At 61.2% G+C, this 15733-nt stretch carries 16 protein-coding genes and 1 other RNA gene; 8 read left to right on the top strand and 9 right to left on the bottom strand.

All coding sequences use genetic code 11. The features are described 5' to 3' along the window. The first annotated feature begins 57 nt into the window (after positions 1–57). Positions 58–1005, top strand: a complete 948-nt coding sequence (locus tag D1224_RS05965; RefSeq protein ID WP_119379910.1) for a radical SAM protein — start codon at positions 58–60, stop codon at positions 1003–1005. Between the two features lie 5 nt (positions 1006–1010). Here D1224_RS05965 and D1224_RS05960 read toward each other — a convergent pair whose 3' ends face one another. Together D1224_RS05960 and D1224_RS05955 are read right to left on the bottom strand one after the other, a co-directional pair. Further along, positions 1011–1229, bottom strand: coding sequence for a helix-turn-helix transcriptional regulator (locus D1224_RS05960; protein ID WP_119378992.1), 219 nt, complete (start codon positions 1227–1229; stop codon positions 1011–1013). Positions 1230–1240: 11 nt separating this feature from the next. After that, entirely contained in the window at positions 1241–1651 is a 411-nt protein-coding gene (locus D1224_RS05955; protein WP_119378991.1) for a hypothetical protein, read from the bottom strand. A 164-nt stretch (positions 1652–1815) separates the two neighbouring features. Between D1224_RS05955 and D1224_RS05950 the strand changes: the two genes are divergently transcribed. Next, positions 1816–3123: an MFS transporter gene (locus D1224_RS05950; protein WP_119378990.1), complete on the top strand. Its 1308-nt coding sequence runs from the start codon at positions 1816–1818 to the stop codon at positions 3121–3123. Positions 3124–3127: 4 nt separating this feature from the next. Here D1224_RS05950 and D1224_RS05945 read toward each other — a convergent pair whose 3' ends face one another. The 3 genes from D1224_RS05945 to D1224_RS05935 form a co-directional block, all read right to left on the bottom strand. After that, positions 3128–4867: an N-acyl-D-amino-acid deacylase family protein gene (locus D1224_RS05945; protein WP_119378989.1), complete on the bottom strand. Its 1740-nt coding sequence runs from the start codon at positions 4865–4867 to the stop codon at positions 3128–3130. Between the two features lie 103 nt (positions 4868–4970). Next, the gene (locus D1224_RS05940; protein ID WP_119378988.1) at positions 4971–5480 is read right to left on the bottom strand and encodes a hypothetical protein; all 510 of its coding nucleotides are present in this window, start codon (positions 5478–5480) and stop codon (positions 4971–4973) included. Positions 5481–5557: 77 nt separating this feature from the next. Further along, on the bottom strand, positions 5558–6574 hold the full coding sequence (locus tag D1224_RS05935; RefSeq protein WP_119378987.1) for a 2'-deoxycytidine 5'-triphosphate deaminase domain-containing protein: 1017 nt from the start codon (positions 6572–6574) through the stop codon (positions 5558–5560). Between the two features lie 63 nt (positions 6575–6637). Between D1224_RS05935 and metZ the strand changes: the two genes are divergently transcribed. The 4 genes from metZ to D1224_RS05915 are packed head-to-tail and all read left to right on the top strand — an operon-like array spanning position 6638 to position 9907. Beyond that, complete coding sequence (metZ, locus tag D1224_RS05930; RefSeq protein ID WP_119378986.1) at positions 6638–7834, top strand: O-succinylhomoserine sulfhydrylase; 1197 nt, start codon at positions 6638–6640, stop codon at positions 7832–7834. A gap of 18 nt (positions 7835–7852) precedes the next feature. Next, positions 7853–8269 carry a Co2+/Mg2+ efflux protein ApaG gene (gene apaG / locus D1224_RS05925; RefSeq protein ID WP_119378985.1) on the top strand — a complete coding sequence of 139 codons (417 nt, stop codon included), beginning with the start codon at positions 7853–7855 and terminating at the stop codon, positions 8267–8269. 58 nt (positions 8270–8327) lie between these two features. Continuing rightward, entirely contained in the window at positions 8328–9227 is a 900-nt protein-coding gene (locus tag D1224_RS05920) for a DMT family transporter (protein WP_119378984.1), read from the top strand. Further along, complete coding sequence (locus tag D1224_RS05915; RefSeq protein ID WP_119378983.1) at positions 9224–9907, top strand: N-acetylmuramoyl-L-alanine amidase; 684 nt, start codon at positions 9224–9226, stop codon at positions 9905–9907. The genes D1224_RS05920 and D1224_RS05915 overlap by 4 nt, the downstream gene beginning before the upstream one ends. Here the strand turns inward: D1224_RS05915 and D1224_RS05910 are convergent. Next, positions 9892–10872 carry a YhjD/YihY/BrkB family envelope integrity protein gene (locus tag D1224_RS05910; protein ID WP_233350414.1) on the bottom strand — a complete coding sequence of 327 codons (981 nt, stop codon included), beginning with the start codon at positions 10870–10872 and terminating at the stop codon, positions 9892–9894. The genes D1224_RS05915 and D1224_RS05910 overlap by 16 nt on opposite strands. A gap of 179 nt (positions 10873–11051) precedes the next feature. On the opposite strand from D1224_RS05910, the gene rnpB reads away from it, so the two are divergent. Then, an RNA gene (rnpB, locus tag D1224_RS05905) (RNase P RNA component class A) lies at positions 11052–11425 on the top strand. A gap of 1 nt (position 11426) precedes the next feature. Here the strand turns inward: rnpB and D1224_RS05900 are convergent. The 3 genes from D1224_RS05900 to D1224_RS05890 are packed head-to-tail and all read right to left on the bottom strand — an operon-like array spanning position 11427 to position 13318. Then, positions 11427–11924: a DUF2721 domain-containing protein gene (locus D1224_RS05900; protein WP_182482182.1), complete on the bottom strand. Its 498-nt coding sequence runs from the start codon at positions 11922–11924 to the stop codon at positions 11427–11429. Between the two features lie 34 nt (positions 11925–11958). Then, positions 11959–12927, bottom strand: coding sequence for a KpsF/GutQ family sugar-phosphate isomerase (locus D1224_RS05895; protein ID WP_119378980.1), 969 nt, complete (start codon positions 12925–12927; stop codon positions 11959–11961). Positions 12928–12973: 46 nt separating this feature from the next. Beyond that, positions 12974–13318 carry a hypothetical protein gene (locus D1224_RS05890; RefSeq protein WP_119378979.1) on the bottom strand — a complete coding sequence of 115 codons (345 nt, stop codon included), beginning with the start codon at positions 13316–13318 and terminating at the stop codon, positions 12974–12976. 148 nt (positions 13319–13466) lie between these two features. Here D1224_RS05890 and D1224_RS05885 point away from each other — a divergent pair, with 148 nt between their 5' ends. Then, positions 13467–14933, top strand: coding sequence for a phospholipase D-like domain-containing protein (locus D1224_RS05885; RefSeq protein ID WP_119378978.1), 1467 nt, complete (start codon positions 13467–13469; stop codon positions 14931–14933). Positions 14934–15733: the final 800 nt, after the last annotated feature.

Genomic DNA, 15733 nt, shown 5'->3' with positions numbered 1-15733 from the left:
GCGAGCGCATGAGCCCCGCTGCTTGTCATGCCGGTGAGCAAGACTAAGCTTCTGCTCATGGCGCATACGACATTGATAGAGCAGAAATTTCGTGATCCCTTTGTCACTGCGAAGGGCGAAACGCGCGGGTCTGTCGACTGGCGTGGGCTGAAAACGCTCTGGCTGAATACCGGCACGCTCTGCAACATCGAATGCCGCAACTGCTACATCAAAAGCTCTCCTAAGAATGACGATCTCGTCTATCTGACCCTTGCCGACGTCGTGCCGTTTCTGGATGAGATCGATGCACTGGGCGAAGGCGCAAAGGAAATCGGCATTACGGGGGGCGAACCCTTCATGTGCCCCGACATTCTACGCATCATGGAAGCGGTGCTGGCTCGCGGGCACACGCTTCTCGTGCTGACGAATGCCATGCGGCCAATGATGCGCCCGAAAATCCGCGAAGGACTGCTCTCGCTCAGCGAGATGTATGGCGCACAGATCACGATGCGTGTCTCAATGGACCATCATTCCAAGACACTTCACGACGCCGAGCGCGGGGCGAGCAGTTTCGACATCGCCTGCGAGGGACTTGCCTGGCTCGCCGCGAACGGGTTTGCGGTCGCCATTGCGGGTCGACAGGATCTAGCTGAGAGCGAGGACGAAGCGCGCGGTGGATATGGTGCGCTCATCGAACAGCTCGGTTTGCGTATTGATCCTGCGGACGCCAGGGCGCTCGTCCTGTTCCCTGAAATGATCGAGGGCGACAGTCCACCGGAAATTACGACCGCTTGCTGGGGTATTCTTGACGTCGACCCGGGCGACATGATGTGCGCCAGCCAGCGCATGGTCATCCGGCGCAAAGGCGCAGGCCGCGCCACTGTGACGGCCTGCACCCTGTTGGCCTATTCGCCCGAGTTTGAGCTTGGCGACACACTGGCCGCCGCAACTGAAGACCCGGTACAGCTCAACCACCCATGGTGCGCCACCTTTTGCGTGCTGGGCGGGGCAAGCTGTTCAGCCTGAGCGGCCTATTCAGCCGCTTTTGAGACCGGCGCCGCCGGGTCCTGAAAGACCTCTTCGATCGACTTGCCGAACAGGCGGGCAATAGCAAAGGCCAGTGGCAAAGACGGGTCATACTTGCCTGTCTCGATGGCGTTCACGGACTGACGAGAGACGTCCAGCTGTTCGGCTAGCGCCGCCTGGCTCCAGCCCTGTTCAGCGCGAAGGGTGCGGATGATATTCTCCATCAACCGCCCCTTCAGACCGTTTTTCCGGTCAGGCTGTCCCAGCAATAGGTCAGCCCATAGGCGAGGAAAAAGAAAGGTCCGAACCAGAAGACGTTGAGGCCGGGTATCACGTCCCAGAGCTGGAAGCTCCCGACGACCCAAATGGCGCTCATCGTGATCGCCCCACCTTTGGCGAAAGCCTGAAGCTGTCGCATCCGCGTATACTCATCGGTCTCGTCTGAGTGTCGCAGCATGAGCCACATGATAAAGACGAGCGGCGCACTCGTCAGGACCGACAGGATCGATGTCATCCAGACCGGGGACGTGTCCTTGTCGACCAGTATGGCCCCGCCAATGCAGGCCGTCACATAGGCGACGACTGCTGGCCAGTAGAGGCGCTGATAACGTCTCTTAGCCGTATTAAATCCAACTTGATGGGCCATTCCTAATCTCCGATGCTCTAGCGTACCTCAACTCGTCAACCGAACTCTGACAGGATCGTGTTGTCGTGCTTCCTTGACACTATGACAAGGAAGCTTGTCAGTCAAGTGTCCTTGACAAAATTCCGCTTTCCGAAGCTTGGAGCCCGGTATAGGAAAGCCCACCCATGGCGCTCGCTCCGTCCCTTCACGTCTTCAGGCACCGCGCATACCTGCACTTCTGGCTGATGCGGGTATCGATCGCGGCGGCGCGCCAGATGGAAGCGATCACCATCGGCTACCAGGTTTATGACCTCGCTCGCAGACCCGCGGAAACAGGCGGGCTTGGCTGGAGCATTGAGGAATCGGCCTTCCTGTTGGGCTTGGTCGGGCTGGCGCAGTTCGTGCCTGTGCTTCTGCTCTCGCTTGTCGGGGGTCAGGCCGCAGACCGGCTCAACAGGAAGATGATCCTCATCGTGTCGAACACGGTGCGGGTGCTGCTCTCCTTCGGCCTGCTCGCGTCGGTCTTCCTGCCCGCATCAAACGCCCTGCCGATCATTTTCGGCGTTGCGATCCTGCTCGGCTGCGTCAACGCATTTACGCCCGCTGCCGCAAACTCGCTCTTCCCCCGCCTTGTGCCGCGCAAGGAACTGCCAAACGCGATCGCCTGGAACTCACTCGGCTTCCAGACTGCGGTCATCGTCGGACCCGCCATTGGCGGGCTGATTTACGGCTTCTTTGGTGCAGCCACGGTGTACACGGTCGCCATCATTCTCGCCTCCTTCGCCATTCTAGCGATCGCGACGGCAAAAACACCGCCGCATGAGAAGGTTCTCAACGTGCGCGGCTGGTCGATGGTGTTCGAAGGGCTCGGCTATATCCAGCGCAACAAAATCGTGCTCGGCGCGATCTCGCTGGACCTCGTCGTCGTTTTCTTCGGGGGAGCGAAGGCGCTGCTGCCTGTCTTTGCGCGTGATATCCTGCATGTCGGACAGGAAGGCCTCGGTATTCTTGCCGCATCGCCCGCCATAGGCGCGGCGACGGTTGCGTTCATCCTCGCGACCCGCCCACTTACCCGCCATACCGGGCCATGGATGATGTGGGCCGTCTGCATCTATGGTGTCGCGACGCTGGTCTTTGGCCTGTCGCCCTACTTCTTCCTCTCCATGGCGGCGCTCATCGTCACCGGCGCGGCCGATGAGATTTCTGTCTATGTCCGCGCCTCGCTGATCCAGTTGGCGACGCCGGATGAGATGAAAGGCCGCGTGTCCTCGGTCTCCTTCATCTTCATATCCGCCTCGAATGAGCTCGGAGAGTTTGAAAGCGGAGTAGCCGCACGGCTTCTCGGCCCTGTTGGTGCGGTGGTGTTTGGCGGCTGCGCAGCGATTGCTACGGCGCTTATCTGGACGCGGCTTTTCCCCGATCTCGCCCGCGCGGACCGGTTCGAGAAGATCGAGGAGCAGGCCGTCAGCGAAAAGCCGCCAGCCAGCGTCTGATCGTCTATTCCGCGGCAACTTTCGCCTGCGCCGGGACGCTTTGCGCGCCGCGCACCAACCGTCCGGGTTTTGCCCCTGTCGGGTCACCGTCCCGGTAGATCGTCTGGCCCGCTACAATCGTCGCGGTATAGCCGGTCGCCCGCTGCATGAGGCGTCGGCCATTGGCAGGCAGGTCCCGCAGAATGACCGGGCGATGAAGGGTCAGATTGTCATAATCGATAACATTGAGATCAGCGCGATACCCCGGTGCGATCAACCCGCGATCATGCAGGCCGATCCAATGCGCTGTGTCGGCGGTCTGGCGTTTGACCGTCCATTCCAGCGAGAATTTCGGCCCGCGTGAGCGGTCGCGCGTCCAGTGGGTGAGCATGCTGGTCGGGAAAGAGCCGTCGCAGATCATGCCGACATGGGCGCCGCCATCGGAAAGCCCCGGAATGGTCGCCTTGCTGCTGAGCATTTCATAGGACGGGTCGAGCGAGCCGTTCGCATAGTTGAGGAAGGGCAGGTAAAGCATGCCCCGCCCGTCATCCTCGAGCAGGATATCGAGCGTGGCTTCCTCATTCGTGATGCCACGCGCCTTCGCGATCGCTTCGACGGTGCGGTCGGCCCCGGGTTCATAATCCGGCACGGCGTCGAGGGTGAAGAGCTTGCCGAAATTGCGCAGGAGGCTTTTCACGAACGGGTTGTTCGGGTCCGGCTTCGACGCCAGCAGCCGCGCGCGGAAATCCGGATCGCGCAGGGCGGCGACTTTCTCCTGAAGCGTCTTGTCCTTGATCTGCTGATAGACCGGATGGGCCGTGAACGGGTTCATGGTGAGGTCGAGGCCGAGGAGCACACCAACAGGGCGACCGCAGACCTGCGCCCGCATTGGCAGGCCGTCATCGACCGCATCTTCGATGGCGCCCAGCAGGACCCGCCAGCCCTCTGGCGCGACATCAGATTGCGCGAGCGAGACGGAAAGGGGGCGGCCTGTCCGCTCCACAATCCGGCGCAGCATGGCCGCTTCCTTCTTCGGGTCATCGAAGTCCGACACGAATTGAAGCACGCCTTTGCCAGCTTCCTTCAGCGCCATGCCGATGCCGGTCAGCTCTTCTTCGCTGGCGGTCAGCGTCGGGGTCGGCTGGCCGTCAGAGGTGCGATGGTTCAGCGTGCGGGACGTGGAAAAGCCGAGTGCGCCAGCCTCAACCGCTTCGCGGGCGAGCTTCGCCATGGCGGCGATATCGTCGGCAGTCGCTTCCTCGCGATTGGCCCCGCGCTCGCCCATGACGAAGACGCGAAGCGCCGCGTGTGGGAGCTGGGCGCCGAAGTCGATGTCGAAATTCTTGTCCGACAGGCTGGAGAGATATTCAGGAAAGCTCTCCCAGTCCCATGGAAGGCCGGTGGAAAGGACCGGGAACGGGATGTCCTCAACACCTTCCATGAGGCGGATGAGGCGGTCGTGATCCTGTTCGCGGCAGGGCGCGAACCCGACGCCGCAATTACCCATGATCGCAGTGGTGACGCCGTGAATGGAAGACGGCGTCAGCGTGTCGCCCCAGGTGACCTGCCCGTCATAGTGGGTGTGCACATCGACAAAACCGGGTGTGACGATTTCGCCCTTCGCGTCGATCTCTTCGCGGCCTTTGGCTGAAACGTTCCCGACGCTGGTGATCCGGCCAGCATCAATGGCAATGTCCGCTTCCCGGCCGGGCGCTCCCGTTCCGTCGATGACGAAACCATTGCGAATGACAAGATCGTGGGTCATGGGCGTTCCTCCGTTTGGCCCGCTCTGATGGCGGCCTGACTGAATAGAGAGAAACGCCCCTGACGTTTGGTAAGTCAATCGGGACAACAGCCCCGATCAGAATTCAGGCGGCTGGGCAGGTGCCCGCTTCTTCCATGCTGTTGTCGATGCGATCAATCACATCGCCGATCATGCGAATGCCGGCCGTGGTGCCCTGTGAGGCTTCGCTTTCCATGTTCATCATCGCATCGCTCATCATGCGGCCGACAACTTCCTCGGCCCCTTCACCGCTGGCTTCCATACCGTCGGTGACTTCTGCGAGCGTTGTCAGCATTTGCGCGCGATCTTCTTCCGGGCTGTTGTCGATGACGTCCACGAAGCAGCCGCAGAAGCCTTCGGTGTCAGTGCCCATATCGACGAAACTCTCCTGCGCCTCAGGATCGCTTGCAAGGATCAGGCAGTCGGCTTCCAGTTCAGCAGTACCGCCTGCCGCAACGGTTTCAGTCTCCTCGATGTCCTCGACAACCACCTCTTCGGTTGCATCCGTTTCCGCCGGATCTGTATCTGTGTCGCTACCGCCGCAAGCGGTGAGTGCGAGACCGGCAATCGCTGCGCTGATGATCTGGAATTTCATGACGTAAGCCCCGTTATGTTGGAAAGACCCGGCAACCCAAATGCCAAGCGAACCGCTTGTCCAGCGAATTCAGGGCGTCAGGCAAAATGCTTCGACAATTTCAGGCGCTGGCCCTGATAGTTACTCGATTTACCGCCATAAAGCGCGGCAGGGTCGCCTGCCATGTCCTCATAGACGAGTTTTGCGACCGGTTGGCCGTGCTCGAGGATGAAAGGCACGTCGCGTGAGCGCACTTCCAGAACGGCGCGCGACCCTCCTGCATTCGTCCCGAAACCAGGATCGAAAAAGCCGGCATAATGGGCACGGAATTCACCTAGTTCCGGCGCGACCGGCGCCATTTCGGCGGCCTGTTCCGGCGCGACGCTAACGCTTTCGCGGGAGGCCAGGATGTAGAAATCCTCCGGGTTCAGGACGACCCGCCCCTTATGCGGAAAGAGCGGCTCCCAATAGTCGGCAACCTCATGGCCGCCAATGGCCCGAAGGTCGATCAGCCCGGCATGGTGCTTGGCGCGCCAGCCAACAGGCTTGCCGTCGACAGCTTCCATGTCGATGGAGACGATGAGGTCGCTGACATTCTGCGGCTTTCCGCGGCGAAGGCGCAGCTGGGCCAGCCGGTCACCGGGGCGCGCGAGGATCGAATAGGTGCGCGGGCTGATTTCCAGCCAGAGCGGGCCGTCATAGCCTTCCTGGATGTCATCGAACGCATTGGCCCGATCGGTAACGAGCCGGGTGAAAACATCGATCCGCCCGGTGGAGCTTTTCGGGTTTGCGCGCCCCGAAATGCCGTCTGGCAAGCGGACCGTTTCCATCAGCGGAACGAGATAGACGCAGCCTGTCTCCAGAACGGCGCCTGCATCGGTCAGCGGAATCTCATGCAGGGCAAGGCCCGGCTCCGCCAGCACATCGCTGACGCTGCGGCGATCGCCTGGCAGGAAGCTTGCGCGGATGCGATAGGCCACGGTCCCCAGACGCAGGTCCAGGCTGGCAGGCTGGATCTGGTCGGCGTCTAGCGGCCGGTCAGTGCTGATCGAGCCTTTCTCGAACAGCTCTTTCAATTCCCCGTCGGGCAGGACGCCCTGTCTTGGCTCAACCATGCCTTGATCCTTTTCCGCCAAGAGGCTTAAGACGGACCGCTCATGTTTGGAAGGATGAAGTCCATGGCGGCTGAAGATGGCAAGGACTGGAAGCCGGCGACGAAACTCGTCCGCGGTGGCACGATGCGGTCCGAGTTCGGAGAGACCTCCGAAGCGATCTTCCTGACCTCCGGCTATGCGTATGACAGCGCCGAGCAGGCTGCGCGTCGCATGTCCGGCGATGAAGAAGGTTATGTCTATTCGCGCTATGCGAACCCGACGGTCCGCATGCTGGAAAACCGCCTCGCAATGCTTGAAGGGGCGGAGACCGCCCGGGTCACCGCGTCCGGCATGGCCGCAATTTCGTCCGCGCTGATTGCGCCGGTCGGGCAGGGCGACCGCGTTGTGGCGGCGAGCGCGCTGTTTGGCTCCTGCCGGGTCATCTGCCAGACCATCCTGCCGCGCTACGGGGTGGAGACCGAATTCGTTCAGGGATCCGATCTCGAAGCCTGGAAGAAAGCGCTGTCGCGTCCTGCCAATTATGTGCTCATCGAGTCGCCCTCCAATCCGCTCCTCGAAGCAGTGGACATCGCCGCCGTAGCAGAGCTTGCGCACAGGGCCGGCGCCAGGCTGATTGTCGATAACGTATTCGCCACGCCTATCCTGCAGCGACCGCTTGAGCTTGGCGCTGACATCTCTGTCTATTCGGCCACCAAGCATATGGACGGGCAGGGCCGCGTGCTTGCTGGCGCGATCCTCGGTCCGTCGGACTGGATGGAAGAATTCATCGACCCGTGGTTGCGTCATACGGGGCCCGCAGCTTCGCCATTCAATGCGTGGGTTGTCCTGAAGGGGCTTGAGACGCTCGACCTGCGCGTGCGTCAGGCCAGCAAGAATGCCGCGCGTCTCGCTGACGCGATTGCTGGCCACGAAAACGTGGCGGCTGTCCGCTATCCGGGCCGCAGCGACCACCCGCATCACGACGTCCACGCAAAGCAGATGGAAGAAGGCGGCACGCTGATCGCCTTTTCGATCAAAGGCGGCCGGCCTGAAGCCTTCCGTGTGCTGAATGCGCTGACGCTGGTCGACATCTCCAACAATCTCGGCGACACCAAATCGCTGGCCTGCCATCCGGCGTCGACCACCCATCGCGCCCTGAATGAAGAAGAGCGCGCCTCCATGGGCCTTGATGAAAGCTGGATCCGCATTTCTGTCGGTCTTGAAGATGCTGGCGATCTTGAAGCGGATATTCTCTCCGCTCTCTCGGCGATGAACGGCTAGGCGGAAGGGCAAAAGCGCATGGCAACGTCTGGAAAACTGGCCCGGTTTGAAGCGGTCACCGATGGCATGAAGATCGCCGTCACACCGAAATTCCTCGATGAGGAATCCGCGCCAGCGAAGGGCCGCTTTGTCTGGGCCTACACGATTGAAATGGAAAACGGGTCCGACACGACCTGGACGCTGACGCTTCGGCACTGGGACATTATCGACAGCTTCGGCAGGCGTCAGACCGTCGATGGCGAGGGCGTAGTGGGCCAGACGCCGCGGCTTGAGCCGGGCGACACGTTCCGGTATTCGTCCGGCGCGCCGCTGGCTGCGCCCTCCGGTATGATGAGTGGCAGCTACACATTCGTGTCTGACAATGGCGCGGAATTTATCGCCCGTGTGCCAGCCTTCTCGCTCGATAGTCCGTATGATCAGGTTCGCCCGAGCTAGGGTTTTCCCCGGCGAAAGACGGTGACGCGCGCATCGAAACACTGCTACAGCGCCTGTCATGGGTTTCCGCGATTTTCTGCTTCTCTTCGCCGTCTGCTTTGTCTGGGGGCTGAACCTTGTCGTGACCCGCTGGGTCGTCGCTGACGCGGCCGTACCGCCCGTCTTCTTCGCGGCCGTGCGCTTTGCCGGGATTGCACTCGTCCTCATTCCATTCCTGTTTCCAGCTCCCAAACAGATGCTGACCCTGTTCGCCATCTCCATGTGTATGGGGGCGGTGCATTTTGCGCTTCTTTTCATGGGGCTCGCCAATGCCGAAGCGAGCGCTGTCTCCGTTACCGGGCAGCTGGGCGTGCCTTTCGCCACATTGATGAGTATGGCTTTCCTGGGTGAGAAAGTCGGCTGGAGGCGGGGGCTCGGCATCATGCTGGCTTTTGCCGGTGTGACCCTGATCGCTTTCGATCCCGGTAGCTTCTCGGTCAGCTTCGGTCTCATCTATGTGATCATCTCTGCCTTCATCGGCGCGTCCGGCGGCATCCTGATGAAGAAGATGGCGCCAATCAGCGCGCTGCAGCTTCAGGCCTGGCTCGGGCTATTCAGCTTTGGGCCGCTCCTGATTTTCTCCTTCCTGACGGAAGGAGGCCAGGTCGAGGCATTTGTTGGCGGCGGCTGGTTTGTCTGGATTGCGACCGTGTTCGCGGTGCTAGGCGTCAGCGTTTTCGGCCATGGCGCTTACTATTATCTCATCAAAAAATACGACATCTCGCTCCTTTCGCCGCTGACGCTCATGACACCGATCTGGGGCGTGGTCCTTGCTGTCAGCCTGCTTGGCGAACCGCTTACCTTGCGCCTGATTGTCGGAGCGGCGATCTCCCTAAGCGGTGTGTTCGTGATCGCGCTTCGCCGGAACAAGTCCCTGCCAGAGGCTGCGCTGCCTGAGAAAGCACGTGTCGCGAAATGAAGATCAAACGCCTCTCCAGCCCGAACTTCAATGATCGCGAGGCACCGCTCGACATGCTGGTGCTGCACTATACCGGGATGGAAACAGGCGACGCGGCGATTGAGCGGCTTTGCGACAAGGATGCCGGCGTATCGGCGCATTATGTGGTGCGCGAAAACGGCGAAATCCTCCAGCTCGTGGATGAAGACAAAAGGGCATGGCATGCAGGCGTGTCCAGCTGGCAAGGCGACGAAGACCTCAATTCCCGCTCCATCGGCATAGAGATCATCAATGGTGGTCATGACTGGCCCGCGAGCGATGGCAGCCTGCCGGACTATCCGGATGCGCAGATCGAAGCTGTCATCGCGCTGTCGAAAGCGATCATAGCCCGCTGGGATATCCCGGCGGACCGTATTGTCGGACACAGCGATATCGCGCCGGCCCGCAAGGCGGACCCGGGGGAGCACTTCCCCTGGCAGCGGCTTGCCGAAGCCGGCATTGGCATCTGGCCCAAGGAGGTCGACGCGCCGGACCGGCCCGCTGAGACGTCCTTGCGCGCGATCGGTTATGATGTGAACGACCCTGCCGCCGCGATCACAGCTTTTCAGCGCCGCTGGCTGCCTGCTCGCGTCGATGGAATAGAGAGCGCCGAGGTGCGAGCCCTGGCGGCGGCAGTGGCGTTGGCTTACTCTGCGGTCTGATCAGCCTCGCCTTGAAGCAGATCGTCTGCCAGGGTTTCGGTCTCGGGCGGTTCTTCAGAGAGCAGTTTTGACCACTCCACGCTGAGTGCGGCCCCGAGCAGGAGCGACGATACCGACACCACAAGCCAGATGAAACCGAGGATCACCGAAGCCAGCGCACCGTAGAATGTGTCGAGCACCGATATGCGCAGGTAAAGGTGATAGGCCCAGGTCGCGATGCTCCAGCTGAACGCCCCCGCCGCCGCGCCCAGCATCATGGAGCGGCCTGAACTGATACGGCCATATAGTGAGAGCGAGATGATCAGGTAGAAGATCACAAAGCAGGCGACGAATTTACCAAGCCAGAGCTGGGCGGCAAATCTGGAAATGTCGCGGGCCAGCGAGAAGGCGATGAAGCCTTCGCGTTCGGTGGCAAATGACATCAGAAGCTGTAGCGCGCCAAGCAGCCACACGATGAGGATGAGGAGCGTCGTCATCAGCAGGGACACGCCCTGAAAGCGGATGATGTTTGAACGTCGCTCGCTGCCTGCCACCATGCGGATGCCGGTAATGGCAGCCTTGGCTCCGGATGTCGCGGTATAAAGAACGATAAGGATTGCACCTATCGCCCGGATGGTGAGGCCCTGCGGTGTAGAGTCCCGGATCGTTGCGAGGTCAGCCTGCTGTAGCGGGGCGACGGCAGAGGTCAGCACCTGGTCCACCGTATTCGACAGCGCGCCCGAAAGGTCATGAGGAAGTAGCGAGAAGAGAAGGGTCAGCGTGAGATAGATGAGCGGGAAAATAGAGAAGAGCGCGTAGAAACTGATCCCGCCCGTCACGATACGGACTTCCGGGCGTGAGAGCCTGACAATGGCACGCCAAAGCGGAAGAATGATCCACTCCCGCATGAATTGCGGCATGGGCAGTTTGGTCAGCCAGGCCTCCATCGGGCTCCCCTGCATAGGCTGCGTTGATCTGCGCAGCATGGATCAGCCCGGCCCGTGACGCCATAGCGGCCTGCCATCAAACACGATTTCCGTGGGTCCTTGCTCGCATGGCAAGACTTTGAAGAGGACATCACCATGTGCGTACTGTTTCCGGTAATCCGGGGATCTTACACGCGATCTGGCGGGTGGGGATATTCTGGCGTATAGGGGCGCCCTGACCAGACGGCCGGGCAGTCGCTGGTATGGCTCACAAGGCTATGCTGGAGGAAAGTCCGGGCTCCATGGAAACAAGGCGGCGGATAACGTCCGCCCGGCGTGAGCCGAGGGAAAGTGCCACAGAGAGCAGACCGCTCCGGATTCGTCCGGAGTAAGGGTGAAAGGGTGGGGTAAGAGCCCACCGCGGGGGCGGTAACGTCCCTGGCATGGTAAACCCCGCCTGGAGCAAGACCGAATAGGGGGTGCGCATGGGCCGTTTCCAGCCCGCGCCCCGGGTGTGTCGCGTGAGGGTCCTGGCGACAGGGCTCCCAGAGGAATGACTGCACAGGCGCCGCAAGGCGCTGGACAGAACCCGGCTTACAGGCCGTCTGGTCAGCCTACTTCCAGCGTTTCCAGAAACGCACCTTCGGCCGTGCGACTGGACGCGCCCGCTGCAGAACGTCGGTACGCACGCGGATCATCGCTGCGGCAAGGTGAATCTCCCAGAGGAAGCTGCCTGTCGCGGTGATGAGCGCGCCCATCGTCATGATGAAGAGGACCGAGACCGGGATGCCGACACTGAGATTGAAGAGCTGGCCGGTGAACAGCGTCACAATGACGAGACAGATAAGCAGCATCGCCGCGGTCGACAGCACGATCGCCCGGTTAATCCATGAGATGCGCCGGTCGAGCAGAATGATTTCAGCGCGCCAGCGCGGATGACTTTCCATCGCGCCCTCAACCATCAGTTCCATTTCCAGAGCGCGGGAGCGGTCAACCGTACGGCCAAGCCGGTTCGTCAGCACGGTGAGGAGCGCACCAATACCCGCAATCAGGAAGACTGGCGCTACGGCCAGTTCAATGCTGTGAACGATATCGACGTCGACGTTTTCCATGACGAGCCTGAAACGAGCCGCGACCGGCCCTCTGCTAGATGTAGCCTTCTTCCAGAAGGTCCTTGGTGTGAATGATGCCGACCGGCTTTCCATCATCCAGGACGAACCCGTTCGCGATCCGGAGTTTGGTCATCACATCAACGACGAGGGCGATGCGGTCACCCTTGACGAACGTCTTGCCGCCGCGCGTCATCATTTCGCGCGCGGTGCCTGCTTCGCTGGCATCCTGCATATAGCGGCGAAGATCGCCGTCCGTGATAATGCCCGTGTAGCGCCCGTCCGCATCGACGACAGCAACACAGCCCTGTCGGCCCTCTGCGATAGCCTGAATGACGTCTCGAAGACCTGCATCCTGCGCGATGACTGGCGGGCTCGCATCACGGGACATGAGATAGTCGGCAACCGTGTGAAGCGCTTTGCCGAGCTTGCCGCCCGGGTGACGCGCGCCGAAATCTTCCCGGCTGAAGCCACGCCGCGCCATAAGCGCCACCGCCAGCGCATCGCCCATGACGAGTGTCATCGTGGTCGAAGAGGTTGGCGCAAGACCGTTCGGGCAGGCTTCTTCATGCTCAGGCAGCGCCAGAAGGATATCGGCATTGCGGCCAAGCAGGCTGTCAGCCGAGCGGGTCATCGCGATGAGTGTCACATCGTGTGACCGGCAATAGCGAAGGAGATCGATCAGCTCGCGCGTTTCGCCCGAATAGGAGATGGCGAGAACCACGCTATCGGGGCGTACCATGCCGAGGTCACCATGGCTGGCCTCGGTCGGGTGGAGAAAAAAGGAGGGCGTGCCTGTCGATGCCATGGTTGCGGCGATCTTCTGGCCGATATGGCCGGACTTGCCGACGCCTGCGACGATGAAATAGCCCTTGCAGGCCACGATCGCGTCGACGGCAGCCGAAAAGCTGTCATCGAGACTGTTTGCGAGCGCGTCCAGCGCCTCGCGTTCGATCTGCACGACCCGGCGGGCGGTTTCGATGTCTTTGTCCGGTCCAGATGACATGTGCCGTCTCTCCAACTTTCGCGCGCCCTTTTGATCAGGACAGCGCCTATTCCGGTTCAGCGAAGCCCCAGCCGTCCGGCCTGAAGCCGCGGGCCAGCGCCATCTTGGTCGTGCGTTCCTCATGCAGCCAGATATCTTGCGGTGTAAAGGGGATCGGCCCGATTGAGGCGGCAACCTCGTTTTCATTCTCAGCCTCGCCCGGCTGATAGCCGAACGTTTCCAACGCCTTTTCGAACGCCGCGCGGCGGGCCTCTTCGCCCTCGATCGGCACGAAGAAAAGGTCCAGCATGATCTCGCTATGCGGCTTCACGCCTTTGGAATCGCGGAGCTGCTCACATGTATAGACCGTCTCTGCCTGTTGCTCGGTGAAGTTCCAGTCTGCTTCGTCCATAGTCTTACCTTCAAATTCCTCGCGCGCCTTATGGCAGAAACCAGCCCATCAGCGAAGGCGGGCAACCCAGCGCCAGCAGCTGCGTTACTGGATAGCGAACGCTATCGCCATCATAATGCAGAAGGCAGGAAACGGGGACGCCGCAGACATGGCTGTTGAGAATTTGCTGGTTCCGGGGAAAACCTGCCAACGTATCGAAAATGCTGACAAGCTGCGCATCATCCTCGAAGGCCGGGACTATTTCAGGTCCGTCAAGGAAGCGATGCTGAACGCCGAAAAGACGATCATGATGATCGGTTGGGATTTCGACACACGAATTGAGTTCGAACCAGACGAACAGACCCTCGATGGACCCAACCAGCTCGGCGAGTTTCTGTCTTGGATCACCAATGAACGCGAACAGCTTCAGCTTTACATGCTGAAATGGAATGTCGGGGCGATGCAATCTGTGCTGCGCGGCATGGTGCCGATCGGCGTTCGTCCGATGCGGTTCAACGACAATTTCCATTTCCAGCTCGATTCCACGCACCCCGTCGGGGCAGCCCATCACTCCAAGATCATTGTCATCGACGACCAGGTGGCCTTCTGCGGCGGCATCGACATGACAGCGGGCCGCTGGGACACGTGCGAGCATCTCGATGACCAGCCCTGCCGCACGCTGCCCGGCGAAAGCGAGATGCCGAAGCCCTGGCACGACGCAACCGTGGCCGTCTCCGGCGACATCGCCTGCGCGCTGGGGGACGTGGCGCGTGAGCGATGGCTGCGCTCGACGGGCGAGAAGCTGCCGCCGCCGCAATGCGACAATGACCCCGTCTGGCCGGGCCTCGACCTGACCTGGAGCAACGTGCCGGTTGCGCTGGCCCGCACCTTTCCCGGCTTCTCGGATTTCGATGAAGTCCGCGAGATTGAGGCGCTCTATCTTGAGGCCATCGCGCGAGCGAAAGACACGCTCTACATCGAGAGCCAGTATCTCGCCTCCGCCAAACTGGTCCACGCAATGGCCGAACGCCTGCAGGAGGACGACGGACCAGAAATCGTTCTCATCCTTCCGCGAAACGCAGAAGGGTGGCTGCGCCAGAAGGCGATGGATGGGGCACGTGTGCGCATGCTGGAACACCTCTGGGCGAACGACCCATATAACCGGTTCGCGGCCTATTATCCGGTCACGACGAGTGAATCTCCGATCTATGTGCACGCCAAGATTCTGATCCTCGACGATGAGTTGATCCGTGTCGGCTCCTCCAATCTGAACAACCGCTCCATGGGCTTCGATACCGAAACCGATCTCGCCGTCGAGGCCGCCCAGTGCGGGGAGCCGGACGAGATCAGGGCCTCTATCTCCAATTTGCGCGCGCGCCTTGTCAGCGAGCACCTTGGCGTCAGCAAAGCTGAGCTTTCCGACGCATTGGAGGCCACAGGCGGGTCGCTAATCGGCGCGATCACTGCGCTAAAGGGCGAGGGGCGCTCTCTCCGCCTGTTTGAAGAAGCCGAGATAAATGGCGAAGCCAACATGCTCGCCGAGAATGAGTTCGCTGACCCTGAAGAAGTGGGCGAGGGCCTTGCCGAACGCCTCTTAAATGGCGTGCGCGACCTTGTGGGGAATGCTTCTGAATAGGCTCCTTTCAGGTTTGCTCCCGTCTCGGTGCTGCTGGCGCGCCTCTCATGGAGCGGGCTCAGGGCTGCAGCGTCTGATACATTCGCTCATCCCGGCGCAGGCCGGGCTCTCAGCCAGATTGAGTGCTGCGCCTGTTTCACGAGACCCCGGCCTGCGCCGGGGTGAGCGGACACTAAAACTCAAACACCAATATCGCCATACGGGGTTCCCGCTGGCGGTACGCTTGTCGTCTCGCCCTGCAGTGACAGGGCCGGGCGCGTCCAGGGTGGACGCTATAGGTAATGCCAGCCTTTCGGCGTGGCTGTAGAGCGTGCGCCATGGACGCGCCCTGCGAAGGGTGTCGGCCGTTCGGATGTCTCACTCCCGGCCCGTCTCGGAAACATTTTCGTACGCAGGACAGCCTGCGCAGCACTGATTACCCCACATGACGCCGACCGCATGGCAGGGGCGTTACACCCCGCCGGCAGCACCGGTCACCTTCGCACTCCGCTCATGGTCAGCATTGCCGCGCATGAGCCCTCCCGCTTCTGCCTGCGCGCGCCGGGGTCAGTGCCGGCACGTGCAGCATCAACGAGAACCATCTCCACCCGGTCGGTCCGGACCGCCCTGTCTGGTGATGGGAGGCGTGTAGTATGCGCTAGGCTCTAGAGGGTGGGGATGGATTTGTTTTGTCCGACAGCCCTGCCTCGCCGTCATCCTGGTTTGCGTTCTTGCGCAAGACCGGGACCCAGCTGCTGCGTCGCGCTTCGTTTTCTCTGGCTCCCGGCTCAAGGCCGGGATGACGATAGAGTTGATAGCGC

It is taken from the genome of Henriciella barbarensis, assembly GCF_003576345.1.
In the GTDB taxonomy this organism is placed as follows: domain Bacteria; phylum Pseudomonadota; class Alphaproteobacteria; order Caulobacterales; family Hyphomonadaceae; genus Henriciella; species Henriciella barbarensis.
This window is presented reverse-complemented; position numbering and strand designations above follow the sequence as displayed.